Source organism: Actinosynnema pretiosum (genome assembly GCF_024171695.1).
GTDB lineage: Bacteria > Actinomycetota > Actinomycetes > Mycobacteriales > Pseudonocardiaceae > Actinosynnema > Actinosynnema pretiosum.
The window spans coordinates 180,156-198,997 of record NZ_JAMTCF010000016.1 but is presented as its reverse complement, the minus strand read 5'-3'; the positions used below and the strand labels follow the sequence as shown (position 1 = coordinate 198,997).

At 69.9% G+C, this 18,842-nt stretch carries 14 protein-coding genes and 3 pseudogenes; 14 read left to right on the top strand and 3 right to left on the bottom strand.

The annotated features are described in order from the left end of the window. Positions 1-147 precede the first annotated feature (147 nt). From LV78_RS29480 to LV78_RS42175, 4 genes and pseudogenes are all read left to right on the top strand, one after another. A complete protein-coding gene (locus LV78_RS29480) occupies positions 148-351 on the top strand; it encodes a hypothetical protein (protein WP_253849051.1) in 204 nt (67 codons plus the stop codon). A gap of 90 nt (positions 352-441) precedes the next feature. Next, positions 442-743: pseudogene (locus tag LV78_RS29475) on the top strand (transposase); the annotation flags it as partial. A 62-nt stretch (positions 744-805) separates the two neighbouring features. After that, positions 806-1,584 (top strand): annotated as a pseudogene (locus LV78_RS29470) (transposase family protein). Positions 1,585-1,628: 44 nt separating this feature from the next. Then, positions 1,629-2,540 (top strand): annotated as a pseudogene (locus LV78_RS42175) (IS701 family transposase); the annotation flags it as partial. A gap of 185 nt (positions 2,541-2,725) precedes the next feature. Here LV78_RS42175 and LV78_RS29455 read toward each other — a convergent pair. Further along, positions 2,726-3,511: a response regulator transcription factor gene (locus tag LV78_RS29455; RefSeq protein ID WP_253849045.1), complete on the bottom strand. Its 786-nt coding sequence runs from the start codon at positions 3,509-3,511 to the stop codon at positions 2,726-2,728. A 463-nt stretch (positions 3,512-3,974) separates the two neighbouring features. On the opposite strand from LV78_RS29455, the gene LV78_RS29450 reads away from it, so the two are divergent. Beyond that, complete coding sequence (locus LV78_RS29450; RefSeq protein WP_253849043.1) at positions 3,975-4,586, top strand: transposase family protein; 612 nt, start codon at positions 3,975-3,977, stop codon at positions 4,584-4,586. Positions 4,587-5,031: 445 nt separating this feature from the next. On the opposite strand, the gene LV78_RS29445 is transcribed toward LV78_RS29450, so the two are convergent. Beyond that, positions 5,032-6,558 (bottom strand): condensation domain-containing protein, encoded by a 1,527-nt coding sequence (locus LV78_RS29445; protein WP_253849041.1) that lies wholly within the window; start codon positions 6,556-6,558, stop codon positions 5,032-5,034. Positions 6,559-6,729: 171 nt separating this feature from the next. Between LV78_RS29445 and LV78_RS29440 the strand changes: the two genes are divergently transcribed. Then, positions 6,730-7,545, top strand: coding sequence for a hypothetical protein (locus tag LV78_RS29440; protein WP_253849038.1), 816 nt, complete (start codon positions 6,730-6,732; stop codon positions 7,543-7,545). Positions 7,546-7,798: 253 nt separating this feature from the next. On the opposite strand, the gene LV78_RS29435 is transcribed toward LV78_RS29440, so the two are convergent. Further along, positions 7,799-8,008, bottom strand: coding sequence for a hypothetical protein (locus LV78_RS29435; RefSeq protein WP_253849037.1), 210 nt, complete (start codon positions 8,006-8,008; stop codon positions 7,799-7,801). A gap of 142 nt (positions 8,009-8,150) precedes the next feature. Here LV78_RS29435 and LV78_RS29430 point away from each other — a divergent pair, with 142 nt between their 5' ends. The 8 genes from LV78_RS29430 (at position 8,151) to LV78_RS29395 (ending at position 18,783) form a co-directional block, all read left to right on the top strand. Further along, positions 8,151-8,786, top strand: a complete 636-nt coding sequence (locus LV78_RS29430) for a cytochrome P450 (protein WP_253849036.1) — start codon at positions 8,151-8,153, stop codon at positions 8,784-8,786. Further along, entirely contained in the window at positions 8,783-10,051 is a 1,269-nt protein-coding gene (locus tag LV78_RS29425) for a hypothetical protein (protein WP_253849034.1), read from the top strand. Before LV78_RS29430 ends, LV78_RS29425 begins: the two co-directional genes overlap by 4 nt. A 142-nt stretch (positions 10,052-10,193) precedes the next feature. Next, entirely contained in the window at positions 10,194-11,006 is an 813-nt protein-coding gene (locus LV78_RS29420) for a phytanoyl-CoA dioxygenase family protein (protein ID WP_253849032.1), read from the top strand. A 41-nt stretch (positions 11,007-11,047) separates the two neighbouring features. Beyond that, positions 11,048-12,778 carry a B12-binding domain-containing radical SAM protein gene (locus LV78_RS29415; protein ID WP_253849030.1) on the top strand — a complete coding sequence of 577 codons (1,731 nt, stop codon included), beginning with the start codon at positions 11,048-11,050 and terminating at the stop codon, positions 12,776-12,778. Further along, positions 12,778-13,785 (top strand): isocitrate/isopropylmalate family dehydrogenase, encoded by a 1,008-nt coding sequence (locus LV78_RS29410; RefSeq protein ID WP_253849028.1) that lies wholly within the window; start codon positions 12,778-12,780, stop codon positions 13,783-13,785. Before LV78_RS29415 ends, LV78_RS29410 begins: the two co-directional genes overlap by 1 nt. After that, positions 13,782-15,542 carry a carbamoyltransferase family protein gene (locus LV78_RS29405; RefSeq protein ID WP_253849026.1) on the top strand — a complete coding sequence of 587 codons (1,761 nt, stop codon included), beginning with the start codon at positions 13,782-13,784 and terminating at the stop codon, positions 15,540-15,542. The genes LV78_RS29410 and LV78_RS29405 overlap by 4 nt, the downstream gene beginning before the upstream one ends. Next, positions 15,535-16,224, top strand: coding sequence for a methyltransferase family protein (locus LV78_RS29400; RefSeq protein WP_253849024.1), 690 nt, complete (start codon positions 15,535-15,537; stop codon positions 16,222-16,224). The genes LV78_RS29405 and LV78_RS29400 overlap by 8 nt, the downstream gene beginning before the upstream one ends. 18 nt (positions 16,225-16,242) lie before the next feature. Further along, positions 16,243-18,783 (top strand): pyridoxal-phosphate dependent enzyme, encoded by a 2,541-nt coding sequence (locus tag LV78_RS29395; protein WP_253849022.1) that lies wholly within the window; start codon positions 16,243-16,245, stop codon positions 18,781-18,783. Positions 18,784-18,842 lie beyond the last annotated feature (59 nt).

Sequence of the window (18,842 nt, the reverse complement as noted above, 5' to 3'; positions counted from 1 at the left end):
CCCCCCCCGGCGAGCACCCACGACAAACGCGCCGCCCGGTCCCTGCTCCGACGGGTCCGGGATCGCGCCGGAACCCGATTCTCACTGGTCTGGGCCTACGCCGGCTACCACGGCGCCTTCCCCGACTGGGCCCACACCACCCTCGGAGTGACCATCGAAGTGGTGTCACGACCACGCAAGACCCTGTTCCAGGTGTTGCCACGCCGCTGGGTGATGGAACGAACCCTGGCCTGGATCACCGGCCATCGCCGCTGCGCCCGCGACTACGAACGCCTCCCATGCCACCACGAGGCCATCGTCCGCTGGGCGGTAATCCGCACCACCATCTGCCAACTCACGCCACAAACCTAGGTACACAAAAAGCCATTAAGCAGCGACACGCTACTGCCCACTCACCTGAGTTCTGTTGGAGTACTAGTACCCCAGCCGCAGTTCGTGATCATGGTCTGCCAGCTTGTCGATCTCGTATTGGTCGATAAGGACGCCCAGGCGTGGGTGAGCGGCCTGGATCAGTTGTTCGGGCGAGTAGCGGGCCGGTTTCTGCGGCGGAGCCGCGTAAACGGGCGCGTGCGTACGTACGAGGTCTGTTGGCTCCGATCGCGGGCAAGAACGGCTGGACATTGGCGGAAGTGGCCGGTGAGGCGACGCCCGACGGGATGCAGCGACTGCTCAACGCCGCGACGTGGGACGTCGACGGGGTTCGCGACGACGTCCGTGACTACGCGGTGGAACACCTGGCTGATGCCTAAAGGATGTCTCGTAACTCGGTGATTGGTCGCCACGGGAGCTCGGCGATCATGGTCGGATGCAGATGATCTCAACGCCCCGGTCAGAGTGGATCGTCCCGTTCACGGGCTTGCAACCAGGCCAGTTTCACAAACTGGTGCGCGTGGTGGCCGAACGCAGCGGTGACACCGCCGCCGACGGTCGCCCCGGCAAACAGTGGCGCCTCGACTTGGCCGACCGAGTGCTGCTGGTGGCGACCTACTGGCGGACCAACCTCACGATGCGCCAGATCGGGCCGCTGTTCGGGGGTTCGCACTCCGCAGCACACCGGGGCGTGGACAGTCTGAGCCCGCTGCTGGCCTTGGCACTGGTGCGGCGACGCCGGATCGACCAGATCGCCATCGTCGACGGAACCCTCGTCCCCACCCGTGACCACCGCTTGGCCGCACGCAGCAAGAACTACCGGTACTCGACCAACCTGCAGGTCGCCATCGACGCCGACACCCGCCTCGTGATCGCCATCGGCGACCCGCAACCGGGCAACCGCAACGACTGCAGCGTTACCGCGACTCCGGCATCAAGGACACCCTGACCGGGCGACCGGTGATGGCCGACGGCGGATACCAGGGCAACGCCGACGTGATCATGCCCCACCACAAACCTCATGACGGCAACGTGCCGACCGACTGGCAGGAAGACCTCAACACCCAACACCGCAAGGTCCACGCCCACGTCGAGCACTGCCTGGCCCGGATGAAGAACTGGAAGATCCTGCGCGACTACCGCCGCGCCGCCCGCACCCTGCACGACATCGCCTTGGGCATCGCGAACCTGCACAACCTCGCCCTCGCTGGCTGACCGACACGACCAAACTCACCGACCAGTTACGAGACATCCTTTAGGGCGTGCTGGTGGTGGACGAGGCCGGATTCCTGAAGAAGGGCAGCAAGCCCGCCGTGGTGCAACGCCAGTACCCCGGCACCGCCAGCCGGGTTGAGAATTGCCAACTGGGGGTGTTTCTCGCTTACGCCACAAGCAAAGGCCGGACGTTGATCGACCGGGAGTGGTACCTACCGAAGTCCCAGGTCGCCGCCCGGGGGCGATGCCGGGAGGCGGCGGTACCCGACACCGTGGAGTTCGCGACCAAGCCCGTGCTGGCCCGCGCAATGCCGGCCTGGGCCTTGGCCGCAGACGTGCAGGCCCGGTGGGTGACCGCGGGACGAGGCCTACGGCAGCGACTCGAAGTTCCGGGCCTGGCTTGAAGATCAGCGCATCGCCTACGTGGTGGTCGTGCCGAGCAACCAGACCATTCCCGCCACTGCGGGCGCCAGCCGCGCCAGCCATCTGACCGCCAACGCCCCGGATGCGGCGTTGAAACGCCGTAGTGGCGGGCAGGGAGCCAAAGGTCTTCGCCTGTTCGACTGGGTGGTGGCCTCGTTACCCGTCTACGACGACACCACCCCTACCTGGGGGCGGCGGTGGCTGTTGATCCGCCGCCCCCTACGCCCAACCGTCGTGGCGAGCACGAGCCGGCCTACTACTTGTGTTGCGCCCCAACCGGAACAGTCGACGAGGACCTGATCCGGGTGGCAGGGATGGGGTGGTCGGTCGAGGACTGCTTCCAGACCTCCAAGACCGAGGTCGGCCTGGACCAGTACCAGGTCCGCCGCTACGACGCCTGGTACCGCCACATCACCCTCGCGATGCTCGCCCACACCTACCTCGCTGTCACCGCCGCCATCGCCCCAAAAGCCCTGGCAGCGGCCTCATCCCGGTCCCCCTCGGCGAGGTCAGGCGTCTCCTGGCACACCTGATCACCACCATCCCCGCCCGCGCCTGCACCTGGTCCCACTGGCGCAGACGCCACCAAAACCGCGCCAAACAAGCTCACTACCAGCGAAGACAAGCCAAATATCACGAACTGCGGCTGGAGTACTAGCGTGCCAGCAGGCGGTTGCCACTTCAGGTAGGACCGCTGACAGGGGAGGCTCGGAAGCGCTCAGTGGTTGCAGTCGAGTTTCCGGAGGGGGTCGGCGTGGCCCTCGTGGTCGAGCCGGGCACCGGGCTCCTGCTCGGCGTGCGGGCGTTCGGCGGCCTGCTCGGCACCGTGCTCGTGGACACCCGAACGGCGAGGTACGGGCAGTCGGAACGGCGTCCGCGCTTCGCCGCCGCGGCAACCGCCCCCGCAGACCGCCGTGCTCAAGCCCAGCGCGGCGCGGGTCAACTCGGCCTTGTTGCCTAGTCGGAGCTTTACCCGAATCCTCTTGACGTACGTGTCGACGGTGTGCCTGCTGATGCCCAGCCGGTTGGCGACCTGGCTGTGGGTCAGCCCGCGCGCTATCTGGCGGAGGACCTGGCGCTCGCGCGGCGACAGTGTGTCCTCGTCCTCGGGCGCGCCGTCCCCCACCGCACTGCTCTGCCAGTGCTTGTCCCAGTACTGCCCGCCGTTGGCGACCTCGTGGATCGCGCCGATGATCCTGTCGGCGCTGGCGCGGCGGTCGACGAAGCCGCGGACGCCCGCGCTGACGTACTCCGTCACCGAGTCCTCACCCAGGTCCTGGGTCAACAGCAGCACCGGGGCCGCGCCTGCGGTGGCCGAGACGACGTCGGATAACCCGATGTCCGCTAACGCATGCGGGTCCACCAGGAAGATGTCGGCGCGCCACGAGATCTCCTCATCCCACGACACCTTCGACCCGACGACCGCCAATCCGCTGGCCGTGAGGATCACCGAAAGGCCTTTCAGGTAAACCGGCGAACTGTCGACTGCGTAAACCCTGATCACTTACCCCCCAATCACATCGAGCTTGTGGGCGCTGCGCAGCGAAAACGCATCCGCCCACCCTCCCTTCGACACCGCGAAACAAGCGTCGGAGTCATTCGAAGAACTCGGAAGAACCGACGTTCCACGCACGTTCAACCCCTCAGGTCGAAGATAAACTCCTGGACCAGAGCCCAGCGAATTCCGCACCTACCGCGGGAACCACACTGACGAAAACGTTCCCACAATTGAGGTGATCTCAGCAAGGTCTGTGCTGGCCAACAGGTCTGTAGACGAGGGCGGGGAGCTTTCCGTTATGACTGGGTTTGCGACGACTCAGCCAGAGAAAGCTCCCCGTGATTCCCATCCTGCCATCCCCGACGTCCCCGACGCACTGGCCCGGCACCTGGCCCTGCTGTTGAAAGCCGAACGCGCACGGCGCGGCACCCGCCGACGCACTCGTGCCCTGACCTGCTTCCACCAGGCCGTGCTGGGCCTGCGGTGGCTGCGCGACCACACCACCCCCGACCGGCTGGCCCGTGACCACTGCGTCTCCCGCGCCACCGCCTACCGCTACCTCGACGAGGTCCTGAAAGTCCTCGCCGACCAAACGCCGGAACTGCCCGCCGCGCTCGCCCACGCGAAAAAACACGGGGCCACGCACGTGGTCCTGGACGGGAAGGTGTTCCGCACCGACCGCTACCACGGTAAGACCGGCCGCAACCGGCACCATCGGGTCATCGACGCCTGGTACTCGGGCAAGACCCGCCGCCACGGCGGCGTGATCACCGCCGTCACCATGCCGAACGGCTTCCCCATCCGGGTCTCGCCGGTGGAGCCGGGACGGGTGCACGACCTGGTCGCTGCCCGACGCCACGCCCTCCCGGCCCTGGCCCACGCCGCCACCGCACTGGACCTGCCCACCCTGGCCGACCAGGGCTACCTCAACGCCGAACACGGGTTGATCACCCCGAACCGCACCCCACGCAGGCGCTGGGCCGAACCCGAGTTGACCGTGGACCAGAAAACCCACGACCTGCTACTACGCGGCCTACGAGGCCAGAGCGAACGCGGGTTCGCACTGCTGGTCGGACGGTAGAAGGCGCTACGCCGCACCACCGCAAGCCCACGAAAACTCACCCTCATCGTCGCCGCCACACTGGCCTGCACCCACTACGAACACGACCGGAACACCGACCAGACACCTCGCTGAGATCACCTCAATTGAGCGCCAGCTACCAGGAAAATACATTACCGGGTGTCGCTCACATCCCTCTTAAACTGCGCACGCGTCCCACATTCGAGCGTAGCCGACCGGGAGCACCCGCGCCGTCGAGGACGCCGACGTGGGCGTGGAAGTCCCGCAGGTGTGGGGAATCGCCGCACGACCGCGATCACACGACCGGGTGGCACGGGCGCCCGAGGGCCGGCCACCCGTACCCGGTGAGCGAATATCACGCCACCGGAGAAGCCGCCGTCGGCGGACCTGTGGGTCGTGAAAGCCCTTGAGCCCTTTCACTGCGGTTCGGACGCCTGCGGGCGTCCTAACCGCGGTGCGTCCGATCCCCGGCGTGTGCGGCCGCCAAGGCCGCGATCCGGTCGACCATCGCCTGGGCGAGGCGCACCACCGTAGCCGGTTCGTGCAGCCCACGGCTGAACTCCCAACTCACGTCCAGGGTTTCCGGGCCGGTCGACACGTGGACGCGGAAGACGTACGGCCTGGTGCCGCCGGGGTGGCGCCGCCGCACCAGTGCGACTCCGCTCGGGCGCAGCACGGCCGCCTGCCCTCCCGGCCGCCAGAACCGCCCCCCGTAGTAGTCCAGCAGGACCTGGGCCGACGGGAACCGATCGATCGCCGGGTGGGGCTCACCGAGGGGACGGCGCAGCAGGCCGTACCCCAGTCCCGCCGACGGGACAGCCTCCAACTGCCGGAGGACCTCCGTGACGAGCGATTCGTCGTCCACGTCGCGGGGCAGCCTCAGCAGCAGCGGGTGGGCCAGGGTGAACGCGCCGACGGTGCCGGCGACGTCCGTGCCGAGTTCCGGGACGTGACGGCCGTGGTACCGCGTGTCGATCAGGACGGTGTCGTTGCCCTGCCAGTCGGCGAGCACGTCGGCGAGCGCGGCGATCACCACCTGTCCGGGGAGCCCTTCGGAGTGGTCCGACCGTGCGACCACGCCGTCCTGGAGCTCGAACGAGTTGCTGCCCGCGGGCAGGTCCAGCGGCACGTCGGTCACGCGTTCCACGGGCAGGCCCGCCCAGTAGGGCAGCTCGTCCAACACGCGCCCGTCACGCTCGTACCGCTCCACCGCCCGCGCCCACCGACCCCAGGTCGCGCCCACGGCGGGCAGTGCCGCCGGTCGCCCGGCGAGGAGCTGGTCGAGCACGGTGTCGAGGTCGCGGCACAGCACCTGCCACGAGATCAGGTCGCAGACCAGGTGGTGGGCGGCGAAGAGGAGCAGCACGCGGCCCGCCACGACGTCCTCGACGAGACAGAGGCGCACGAGCGGATCTCGTGTCGAGCGGTACTCGGGCAGCAGCTCGATGATGACGTCGTTCAACGGGGTCGTCCCGTCGTGCACGAACACCGGGTCGACGACGAACTCCAGGAGCGGCAGGTCGAGCAAAATCCTCCTGTCGGTGGCGAGCCGCGTCCGGAGCGCGTCGTGCCGTTCCACCAACGCGCGCAGCGCGTGGGTGGCCGCCTCCGGCGTCACCCCTCGACCGGTCACCTCGAACACGTCGAGCTTGAGGTATTCGATGAGGTCGGCGCCGCGAGCGACGCTCCGGTTGGGCAACGACATCAGCACCCGCTGCGGCGGGGTCAGCGCGAGTTCGGCACCGGGCTCCTCGTCCTCCGCCTCCGCGGGCGCGCCGGGGCTCGCGATGCGGGCGGCGACCTCGTCGAGCGGTGACGCCGCCAGGATGTCGGCGAGCCTGAGCGACAGGCCCGCCGCGCCGAGTTGGGCCACCACGGCGAGCGCCGTGATCGAATTCCCGCCGAGGGAACAGAAGCTGGCCTCCGTCGAGACCTGGTCCAGTTCGAGGACCTCCTCGCAGATCCGCGACAACAACGCGATTTCTGCGGAACAGTCCCGATATGCGCTAGCGGGTGCGGTCACAGTGCACGACCGTAAGGTGGGGGCGCGTTCACGACTGCGTCCCGTATATCGGCGACAAGCCGCGTGCTGGCCCACGTCGTTACGGTCGCGAAAACCGCACGGGCAATCGAGGAGCGACGCGTGCCGACCTATACGAAGGTGCTGAAGCCGGGCATGACGGGCACGGCCGTGGTCGGGATCGACTTCACCGAGGGAAGGCAGGTCGCGAGCTTCCCCGAACTGGCCCGGTCCCTGCCGGCCGAGTTGGCGGTGCTCGAGTGCCAGCCCGCGATCGTCGAAGACCTGGCGGACGACCGACTGCGACCGGACGAGTACGCACGTCGGGTGGTCCAGGACGTCACCACCGCCGGTCACAGGGTCCGGGCGGTCCTCGCCAGGTGCGGTGGCGCAGGGCTCGCCTGCCGGGTGGCGAAGGAGATCGCGGTCAACACGGGGGCGACGCCCACCGTCGTCCTGTTCGACCCTGACGTCGTGGACGCGGATCACGTGCACATGCAGTTCGAGCGCGCGGTGCACGCCATCCGACAGGGCGTTCCGCCCGAGCTCGTTGCGGCGACCCTGTCGCGCGGCGACGACCTCGCCCGTCGTCACCGCGGCGACCTCGGGGACCTGCTGACCGAGCTGCACCGGCTCTACGCGCCACTGGTCCCGTCGGCACTGGCGCACTGGAAAATCCCGGTCGAGCTGGGCGCGGAGCTGATCGAGCGGTTCACCGTCTTCAGCCGCTACCTGCTGTGCGCCAGCCGGGCCCCCGTGCCCTTGGCACACGTGCCGATCCACCAGGTGCTCTCCAGAGGACGCTCACCGGTGCCCACCGGCCAGGAGCACCTGGTCACCCGGCTCGACGCGGACTGGGCGGAACTGCTCGCCGCGCCGGAGACCGCCCAGGTCACCACCGACCTCGTCCGGGACTCCCAGGTTCCGGCGTCACCGTGATGACGGGACGACAGGGGCCGGTGAGCCGTCCGCACCCGGACCGCTCGACCGCCGCACCCGCCCGCCGCGCCGCGCCGCTGCGGCGGTTGAGCGACGCCAGACCGGTCCTGCGGGTCGAGGACGGCGTGTGGGTGGTGACGAGCTGGGCCAGCTGCCTCGCGGTGCTGCGCGCCCCGGCGTTCGGCGTCGACGCGGAGGCCAGGTGTCGGTCCTGCGGGGGGGCGCTGGCTGGCGGGCCCACCCCGCGCTGCGGCTACTCAGCCAGCCCCTCCTCGTGCTCAACCCGCCGCACCACACCCGGTCCCACCGGGTCGTCGCCGCCTGGTTCACCCCGGACCGGGTCGCGGTCATGGCCAGCTCGATCCGCCGCGTGGTCGACGACCTGCTCGACGCGCTGCTCCGGGAACACCCGGTCGACCTGATCGAGGGGTTCGCCGACCGGCTCCCGCTCGGCGTGGTGCAACCAGTCCTCCGGGGGGAGCGGTGGCCGTTCGGCGACTTCCGGAAGCAGACCAAGGAGTTCAACCTGCTGCTCGAACGCGCGCCCCCCGGAGCACATCAGGCGCGCCGAAGCGGGTGCGACCGAGATCGAACAGTGCCTGCGAGTGCTCGTGGACCAGCGCCGCAGGTCCGCCCAGGAGGACCTGATCTCGTTCCTGCTGAACGCCGCCGAATCCGGTGAGATCGAGGAGGACGAGATCGTGCCACTCGTGTTCCAGGTATTCAACGCGAGCTACCAGACGACCGCGAGCCTGTTGGGGAGCGTGCTCACAGCGGTACTCGGCGGCGACGGCCCGGCGCTGGGCCGGCTGGCCGAGGACCTGGGCCTCGTCGCCGCCACGGTGGGCGAGGTGCTGCGCACCGACCCGCCGGTCCAGAGCACCGGCCAGCACGCCCTGCGCACGGTGCGGCTCGGCGGTCACCGCATCGCGGAAAGCGATTTCGTGATCGCCGTGCTCGCCGCAGGCAACCGCGACCCGGAGCAGTTCGCCAGCCCCGACGAGTTCCGGGCCGACCGTACGCCCAGGCAGACGCTCGGCTTCGACTGGGGCGTGCACCACTGCCTAGGCGCGGGTTTGGCACTGCTGGAGGCGCGGACGGCGACACAGCGATTGGCGGAGCGCTTCCCAGACATGCAACTGGTGGCCGAGCCACGGCGGTGGCCCACCGCCAACATGCGGTCGTTCCGCTCCCTCGAAGTGCTGCTCGACAGCCGCGCACGGCCAGCGGTGTCGCCGTGAGCACCCGAGTGCTGGCCGTCCCGGTGGGCTCTCGGGCCGACCTGCTCGACGCCATGCGGCAAACACTCGCGGATCGCGTGTTCGACGCCACCACGATGTTCGTCGACCCGACCGAGACCCGGCGGTCGCCCCTCCGGTCGGTGCGGCTGCGGCTGTCGGTGTTGCTGCGCACCTACCAGGGTGATTACCACACCGACTCCTTCGAGCTCGACCGGCTCGTCGAGCAGATCCGCCGCGGCGACGAGCACATCTGGTTCTGGGGTGCGCCCGACCAGGTGGCGGCCGCGCGGGCCGTGCTGCGCGATCCGGACGACGCGCCGGTGCCCGACCTCGCCCTGGGTACGGTGACGGTGCTGTCGGCGGAGCACGAGTTCGGCCCAGGGCAGGGCGAGCTGTGCCGGTCCGGCAGCATGGACCAGACCGTCGGCGCCGTGCCCGCCATCCTGCACCGGATGATCGGTTACCACTCCGGCGCGGACCGCAGCGTGCACGACCGCTACCACACGCTGCTGCTCGCGGCGCGCAACCGGGCTTCGGCGCCCCCCGTCCGCGGCGGGGAGGCCGTCCAGCACATCCACTGCGCGCACGTCCGGTCGCGGTACTGGGGAATCGTACCGTTCTACGTCATGCAAGGGGGCGTGCTGGAGTGCACGGAGTTGCGGGAGAGCAACCGCGACCCGGACGACCTGCGCCGCGCGTTGGCGGTCGGCGAACCGTGGTGGTTCGCCGACCCGGACGACGCCGACTTCGCCGCGGCACTGGTCCGACTCAACACCGGGGCACCGGTCAACACCCAGGTCCGCAGCGGGACGCGACCCACCGCCACCCGATCGACGCTGATCGCCCCACCGTCCGCCGACCTCGTCCCGACCAACCACGCCACCGTGCGCCCCTCCCGTACGCACGAGGTCAGCGCGCACGTGTCGTCCTTCACCGACGGGGTGCGGGCCGCCGAATCGCTCGGGAGCTGCACCGTGGCGGTGCGCCTTCCGCTCGACGCGCCCGAGCGGACCGCGGACCAGGGATGGCTCAACGGGCGGGGTTACACGCTCACCGCGATCTCCCCGCCGAAGCGGAGCTGGCAGGTCATCGACGGGACGCGACGGGACACCATCACCGGTCCGACGGGGGTGTGGTGCGCGAGCCGCCCGGACCTGTCCGTGGTGCCACCGCACTACCTCGACCGCGATGACCTCGACGACGACGAGACGGCCGTGCTCGAGCACCTGCGGCGCCGCCTCGCGGAACTCCGCGCGCACGCGTGAGCACTCGGCTCACCGCAGCTGTGCGCGGGATGTCCCCCATACCTGCTACATGACGGCGGCGAACCATCGACCATACGCTGCGCGAGAACGGATGAATCCGTATGCGGTGACGGAGTCGGGCAGTTCTTCTCGAGGAGGGGTCGTGCGGACCGGGGCGACAACCGAAATGGCTTCGACCGACAGCTCGCAGGTTCGACTGGACACGGCCGAGCTCGCGTCGCGATTCCTCGTCGACGGATTCGTGATGCTGCGCGGCGCGCTGTCCGCCGAGGAGGTGGAACCGCTCCGGCGTGGTGTGCGCGAAGCGCACCGAGCGCCCTGCCCGACCGGCAACCCCACCCGGTTCCACCGGCACCAGATGTTCCGCCGCGGCCCGGAGTTCGAGGCAATGCTCGACCGCGAGCCCGCCGTGGACGTCGCGGAAGCGCTCCTGGGCGACAACTGCCACGTGATCGCCAACAACACCGTCTACACCGGACCGAACAGCGGGATCGACCGCTGGCACGTCGACGAGACGGTGCTGTTCCCCCTGCCGGAGGGCGTGCTCCTTGATCCCCGGATCGAGATGCCGTGCTACATCGTGACCGCGCTGTACTACCTCGACGACGTGCCGCTCGAACTCGGACCGACACAGGTCGTGCCGGGCAGCCACCGCAGCGGGCGGCTCCCGCCGCAGACCGAGGCGGAACTCGTCTGGGACGGGCGCGGCTACGAGACCCTGACCTCGAGCGCGGGCGACTGCCTCCTGCTCAACGGTCAGACCTGGCACCGGGGGGCCACGAACCTCACCGACGACCGGCACCGGCACGTCCTCCAGGTCACCTACGGTCGCCGGTACATCGCACAACGGTTCCACCCGTACGTCAACCATGTCATCCCCCAGGAGATCCTCGACCGCGCCACTCCGCGGCGGCAGAGGCTGCTGGGCATGCACGAGCACGGCCCGTACGGCTGACGGCCCTACCGGCAGGTGCCAACCCCAAGGGAGAGCGCCGCATGTTGCCACTGCAACTCGACGTCATCAAGGGCTCGGATCTGCCGGATCCGGTGGACACCCGGCTGGTAGTGATCGCGAACGCGTGTCAGACCGTCGGCGAGACGCTCGACCACTACCGGCTGACCGCGACCGACCCGGATGTGCTCGAACAGAACAACAACCACTACCTCGACCGGTACGTCAGCATGATCCCCCAGCTCGACGGACAGCGCAGAGAGATCATCGACGCGGTGAACCACAGCCGGTCGGCGGCCGGGGTCGAGTCCTTTGTCAGCGAGCACAACTCGTGCTCGCTGAACGGTGTCTACCTGTTCGACCTGCTCCGCAGGCACGGCTACGCGAACCGCGTCGAACTGGTCGACAACATTGACTTCGAGGCCGACCGGGCCCGGGACCTCGTCCGGGCGACCGACGTGGTGCTGCTGTCCTCCACGTTCATCACGAGCGCGGCCACCATCGTCCGGGTCGTCAAGGTGCTGAAGGACTGGAACCCCGCGGTCAAGGTGATCGTCGGTGGCGCCAAGCTGACCCAGTTCGCCCACGAGTCGGAGATCCACGAGGCCGCGCGCGTCGCCGACGCGCTCGTGTTGTCCCCCAACGGGGAGCGCACGATGCTCGCCGCTATCGGTCGGCTGTTCCGGGGCGAGTCCCTGACCGACCTCCCCAACCTCGCGCTCGACGACGGCTCCGGCTTCCTGCGCACCCGCTCCGACCCCCACGACGGCCTGGACCTGAACGCCGACGCAGTGCGCTGGGACGAGCTGCCGCCGTACGTGCTGCGCAGCTCGGTGAACATCCGCACCGGTCGGGGCTGCCCGTTCAAGTGCAAGTTCTGCACCTTCCCGAGCTACAACGACCAGAAGGTCGACCTGATGTCGGTCGACACGGTCATCTCCCAGCTCCGCCGGATCATGCGGTCGCCGTCCACGCGGTCGGTCCGCTTCGTCGACGACACGCTGTTCCTTAACAAGAAGCACCTCATCTCGGTGTGCCAGGGCATGATGGACATCGGCTTCGACAGGCCGTGGACGGCCTACCTCCGCTCGACGACGCTGACCGCGGAGTGCACGCGGTACCTCCGCGACGCGGGCTGCCAACTCGTACTGGTCGGGGTCGAGTCGGCCGACCAGCAGGTGCTGGACAACATGCTCAAGGGGACGAAGGAAGCGCACAACTGGGCCGCGGCGCAGAACCTGCGCGACAACGGCATCCTGGGCTTCGCGTTCATCCTCACCGGTTTTCCCGGTGAGACGGCCAAGTCGGTTGACAAGACCATCGACTTCCTCAACAACTCCGGCATCCACAGCTACGTACACTCGCCGCTGTTCGTCTTCCCCAACTCGCCCGTCGCCAGGGAAGCGCAGAACTTCGGGTTGTCCGGCGGTTTCAATGACTGGCGACACCTCACCATGGACTGCCGTCAGGCGATCGACGAGTGCTCCCGCATCTTCACCGAGGTCACCAACGCCGCCTACATCGACCGGGGCTCGTCGGTTACGAAGATCCTGCTGGACCACGGGTACTCGGTCGACGAGGTGACCAGGCTCGGAATCCTGCACAACAGCCTGGCCAGGGAGGAGCTCGCCGGTGGGCAGCGGCAGGACACCCTCGACCGGTTCCGGCGACTCGCCTGTGACGCGACCGGGGCGACCGGCGCGGTGGACGAGTTCACCTCGCCGTACCGCCGCACCGGGGAGACGCCGCAGATCAACTCGTCGGCGCGGTACTGATGACCAGGCCGACACGGGTGGTCGCACTCGCAGGTGACGGCGTCGGCCCCGAGGTCATGGCGCCCACACTCCGGTTGCTGGCCAGGGACTCGGCGCTGCAGGTGCTCGAACGGCCCGCCGGGTACGGGGCCTGGTTGGATACGGGCCGGACGATCGACGAACCGACGCTGGAGCTGGCTCGCACCGCCGACGGCGTGCTGTTCGGCGCGACCGGCACGCCGTCACCACCGCCGGAGAGCTACCAGAGCCCGATCCTGCTCCTGCGGAGGCAACTCCGGCTCGTGGCCAACATCCGGCACTGCCGGCGTCCCGGCGGTGACCTCGACGTGATCATGGTCCGGGACTGCGTCGAGGGCCTCTACAGCGAGGTCGAACGCCCCATCCCGGACGGCTACCGGGCCGACTACCGCATCACCCGGACCATCACCCGTCAGCTCGCCGCAGCGGCGGCCTCGATCGCCGCGACGCGACGCGGGGTGGTGACCGTGGTCCACAAGGCCAACGTACTCCGCCACAGTGACGGGCTGTTCAGGGCGACCGCCATCGAGGAGTTGGCGAAAGCCGGCGTGGCGCACGAGGAGGCGCTGTCCGACGCGGCCGGCTACCACCTGGTGGCCGATCCTGACCGGTACGACGTCATGGTCATGACCAGCCACGTCGGCGACATCCTGTCCGACGTCGGCGCGGCGCTGGCCGGCGGGCTGGGCCTGGTGCCGTCGTTGACCACCGGCGATGGGCCGCCGCTCGCCGAACCGATCCACGGCTCAGCGCCCGACATCGCGGGCACCGGCACCGCGGACCCGGTGGCGATGATGCTGTCGGCGGCGCTGCTCGTCGAGCGGCTCGGTCACCACGCGTTCGCGGCGGCGTTGAGGACCGCGGTCAACGCCCACCTCGACCGCCGCGCCGGGGCACCCGCGACGCGGTGGCGCACGGTCGAGGTGTACGACGACGTCGTGAGGCGGCTCGACTCCCTGCTGGCGGCGGCAGAGGCGGTGGCGGGATGAGCGGTTCCGGCGACCGTCACGATGTCGTGCTCGGCCTGACCGGTCTGTCGCACGACCCGGCGGCCTGCCTCGTCGTCGACGGCGAGCTCGTGGCCGCGGTCGAGGAGGAACGGCTCAACCGGCAGAAGCGGACGATCGCCTTCCCGCACCGATCGATCGACTTCGTGCTCGCGCACGCCGGTCTGACCATGGACGACGTCAGCGACATCGCATTCTACTGGGACGACCGGGGGCAGTTCGCCCGGACCATGTGGCACAGTGCGGCGCAGCTGCCAGCCAACCCCGGCGGGATGCTGCGGATCCTGCGGCAACGGCTGGGCACCCTCCGCGCGCCCGCCCTGCTGGCGCGGGAACTGGCCGTGCACCGTGCCGGGGACGTTAGCGCCCTGCCGCCGATCCGGCCCGTCGCCCACCACGAGGCCCACCTGGCCGCAGCGGTGCTCAGCGCGCCGTTCGAACCGGACGCGGGGCTGGTGGTCGATGGGCGCGGCGAGATCGCCGCCACCACCCTGTACCGGCTCGGCGGCGCGACGACCGAGCCGGTGGAGCTGGAGTCCTTCCCCTTCCCCAACTCGCTCGGCGTCTTCTTCGGCGCGGTCACGCAACTGCTCGGCGGCTCCGCGCTGTCCGACGAGTACAAGGTGATGGGACTGGCCTCCTACGGCCGGCCCGACGCGCGCGCCACCCGCCGGGTCGAACGGCTGATGCGGGTGCTGCCCGATGGGCGCTACCAGGTCAACACGGGGTTGCTGCGCCCGGAGCGGTGCTCGACGGCGGACCTGCCCTGGCTCGCCGAGCGCGCCGCGGCCGAACTGCGCGGCGGATTCCGCGAGGACGGCCGCTTCACCCAGGAGGCCCGCGACTTCGCCTACGCGGCCCAGAACTCGCTCGAACGGGCGATCACCGGACTGGTGCGCAGGCTGGTGGCCCGAACCGGTGCGCGCAGGCTGGTGATCACGGGCGGAGTCGCGATGAACGCGCGGGCTATTGGCAGGCTGCGGGCGGAAGGGCTGGTCGACCAGCTCCACGTGCCGCTCGCCCCCACCGACGCAGGCGCGAGCGTCGGAGCGGCGTTGGCCCTGCTGCGCCGCAGCGGCCGCGCGGTGCCCCGCCCGGCCGCGCTCGTCGACCCGTTCCTCGGGCCGCGCTTCAGCGACGGGGAGATCGAGGAGTTGCTCGTCGCCAGCGGCTGGCACCACGAGCACTGCGCGGACGTGGCCTCGGCGGCGGCCGAGGCCATCGCCGGCGGCCGGGTCGTCGGCTGGTTCGACGGCCGCATGGAGTTCGGCGAACGCGCGCTCGGCGCACGGTCCATCCTCGGCGACCCGAGGTCAGCCGAGACCCGCGACCGGATTAACGCGTCGGTCAAGCGGCGGGAGTCCTACCGCCCGTTCGCGCCGTCAGTGCTGGAGGAGGAGTCGAGCCACTACTTCCACCTCGACCGCAGCCGACGGATGGGCGAGATCACCCGCGTGACGGCCCTGGCGGCCCGGGAGGTCCCCGCGGTCGTGCACGTGGACGGGACCGCGCGCCCTCAGACCGTGCCAGCGGACTGGCCGGTGGCCTCGTTCCGCAGGCTCATCGAGCGCTTCCGCGACCTCACCGGCACCCCGATGGTGGTGAACACCTCGTTCAACGTCCACGACGAACCCATCGTGTGCACACCGGAGGACGCGCTGCGCTGCTTCGCGACGTCCGGCCTCGACCTGCTGTTCATCGGACCGTTCCTGGTGCGCAAGGGGACCCACCGTGTCTGAACCCGTCAACCTCATGAAGGCGACTCGCATGGTCCGCCTTGTCCTCACGCGCGCCCTGCCGCCAGCCGCCGCCGTCCTCGCGGCGCCCCGGCTCCGCAGGCCGGACGTCGCCCTGCCGCTGCTCGGGCTGGCCGGTTGGACGCTCGTCGAGGCGCTGGCCGAGCACGAGTCGGCCAACCGCGCCGCCGGCGGCGGCACGCAAGACCGGGGAACCCGGCGCGGCCTCGTCGGCGTTCACCTGCTCGCCTGGTGGGCGCCGATCGCGACGACCGCGCTGCGCCCGACGCGGCGGTCGCGGGCGGCGCTGCTGCTCGGCACCGGATTGCTCGCGGGCGGCGCGGTGATGCGGATCACCGCCGTGCGGACCCTCGGCGAGTTCTTCACCGGGCACGTCCGGGTCACCGACGACCAGCAGGTCTGCGACTGCGGTGTGTACGCGGTGGTCCGGCACCCCTCCTACCTCGGGCTGTTCCTGCTCAACGTGGCGCCAGCGGTCAGCGTCGGCGCGTGGTGGACCGCCACCGCAGTGGCCGCCGCCACCACGGCCGCGATCGGTGCCCGGGTCGTGGTGGAGGAGCGGTCCCTGGAAACGGTGCTCGGAGAGCCCTACCGCGACTACCGTGCGCGGGTCCCGAGGTGGCTGCCGAGGACGAGAGCCATGAACGCTCCGAAAGCCCGATGACGAATGGGAGGCAAGACGGTGCGCACACCGGCGACCATGGTGGACCTGGACGGCACGCACGGCATCGACCCGCTGCGTGCGACAGCCGACCTCGATGGGCACGTGTCGCACACCGCTGTCCGGGCGCTGCCCTGGCTGGAACGGCTGGTCGGGGTGCCGGTCTGGGCCAAGCTGGAGTCCACCCAGCACACCGGCTCCTTCAAGTTCCGGGGCGCGTACCTCGCGGTCGCCCGCGGCTCGGGCCAGCCGGTGATCGCCGCGTCGGCGGGCAACCACGGGCTCGCCGTGGCGGAGGCCGCCCGACAGCTGGGCAAGAAGGCCAACATCTGCGTGCCGGTTGTGGCCAGCAGGCTGAAGCGGGAGCGGATCCTCGCCACCGGGGCCGGGCTGATCGAGCACGGCAACGCGCTGGAGGATGCGATCGAGCATGTGCGCGGGCTCGCCGAGGCGAACGACCTGGACTACATCTCGCCTTACAACAACCGCGACGTGGTCGCTGGCGCGTCCACCATCGCGCTGGAGTTCCTCTCCGACGTGCCGTCGCTGACCACGATGATCGCCCCGATCGGCGGCGGTGGGCTTATTTCGGGCCTGGGCATCGGTGCCGAGGCCGCCCACCGCGACGTCGAGCTGATCGGTTGCGAGCCGAGCCGGTACGCCACGATGACCGCCAGCCTCGCGGCTGGCGGGATCGTCCGCGTCGTGCACCAGCCGACGTTCGCCGACGGGCTCGCCGTGAACCTGGAGGCGGACTCAATCACCTACCCGCTGGTGCGCCGCTACGTGGCCGAGACGATCACCCTCAGCGAGGAGGAGCTGGCGGCCGCCACGCTGGCGCTCCTAGTGCACGAGAGCATCCTGGTCGAACCGGCGGGCGCCGCCGGGGTGATCGCCTGCCTGCGGCTGGCCCAGCAGGGGCGGCTGACCGGACCGGTGGGTATCCCCCTGTGCGGCGGGAACCTCACGCACGGCACCCTGTCCCGCATCCAGCGCTTCCCCTACCGCGACCCGGACCTGGTGCGCCTGTTGGACCTGCGAGGCCGGCGGGTGACCGACATGCCGGTCCTTCGCGCGCGCCCGGTCAGGGAACGGGCCACCGAACGGGACGACCTCGGTGACCGGCTGGGCGAGCTGACCGACCAACTCTCCACATGCCTCGACGAGCTGGGGGCCGCCGTCCACAGCCTCGACGAGCACGTCGACTACGCCGCGGAAAACGACCTGGTCGTGGACGAGGCGCTGGTGCGACGGCTACGCGACCTCGCGGAGGACACCCGGCAGCGGATCCGCTGGCAGCGGGACTCGCCGGCGGACGACGGTGAGGGCGGCGCCGACCGGTTCGCGCTCGACCAAGCGGTGCTGCGGTTCGGGCTCGCCACGGTCGCGCACGTCCGAGGCGCGCTGGAGTGGTGTTCGCCCTCCTACGCACAGTCCCGGGTCGCGCAGTTCTTCGACACCGGTGTCCAGGACTCCCCGACCGTCAACTACGAGCGGTACGAGAGCAAGTCCGTCCAACGGGTCGAGAGCCAACTCATGGAAGTGCTCGACCTGCGACCGGACGAGCACGCAGTCAGCGTCACCTCCTCCGGGATGGCCGCGTACACCTTGCTGGAGTCGTTCCTCCTGCGCGCCAGGCTCAAGGCGGGCGACACGGTCCTGCGCGCGCCCTATGTCTACTTCGAGGCCGACGAGCAGCTGGCCGCCCTGCCGTTCCTCCGGTTCGAACGGGCCCCCAGGTACAGCACCGAGGAGATCATCGCCGCCGTGCGCGCGCACCGACCGCGCTGCCTGTTCATCGATCCGGTCGCGAACACGGCCGTGCAGCGGATGGTCGACCTGCCCGCGGTCCTCGACCGGTTGCGGTCGACGGTCACCGAACCGATCACAGTGGTCGTCGATGGCACCATGCTCTCCGGCGCGATGCCCGCCGGGGCGCTGGTCGGCGGCGGCCTGGTCGAGGTGCTGTACTACGAGAGCTGTTCGAAGTACCTCCAGCTCGGGCTCGACGCGGGGATGGCGGGCCTGCTCGTGTACCCGGTCCAGCTCAGGGCGCACTTCGACCGGCTGCGCCGCAACACCGGGACGATCCTCTACCGCCACTACGCGGATCTCTTCCCCCGGTACGACCGGACGCTGTTCCGCCGCCGGATGCGCCGCATCGGCGCGAACGCGCTGCGGCTGGCCACGCGGCTCCACGACGACCCGAGGGTCCGGGAACTGGGAATGGTGTGCTACCCCGGCCACGACAGCCATCCCGACGTGGCGATCGCACGGAAACTGCCTTACGCCGGCGGGTGCGTGACCTACGTCTTCCACGAACCGGGGCGCAACCACCACACCGAGCTGGAACCGCTGTTGGACCACGTGGTCGCTGGTTCGAAGCGCCTCGGCCTGCACGTGACCAAGGGGGTCAGCTTCGGCTTCTCCGCGCCGCGCGTGTCCGCCGCGGCGAGCATGGCGGAGACGGAGCCACCGTTCCTGCGGCTGTATGCGGGCGACCAGACGGACGAGCAGGTGGATCGCTTCGCCGAGGTGGTCGCGGAGGCCCTCGTCCGCTGACCGACCCGTCTCGTGCCGGAACCGGTGGGGACGGCACGGTGGGAACATGGGGCGGCACC

Excerpts from the sequence above, each read along its gene's own strand:
- LV78_RS29415 (WP_253849030.1), top strand. The coding sequence starts at position 11,048 with ATGTTGCCACTGCAACTCGACGTCATCAAGGGCTCGGATCTGCCGGAT.
- LV78_RS29410 (WP_253849028.1), top strand. The coding sequence starts at position 12,778 with ATGACCAGGCCGACACGGGTGGTCGCACTCGCAGGTGACGGCGTCGGC.
- LV78_RS29405 (WP_253849026.1), top strand. The coding sequence starts at position 13,782 with ATGAGCGGTTCCGGCGACCGTCACGATGTCGTGCTCGGCCTGACCGGT.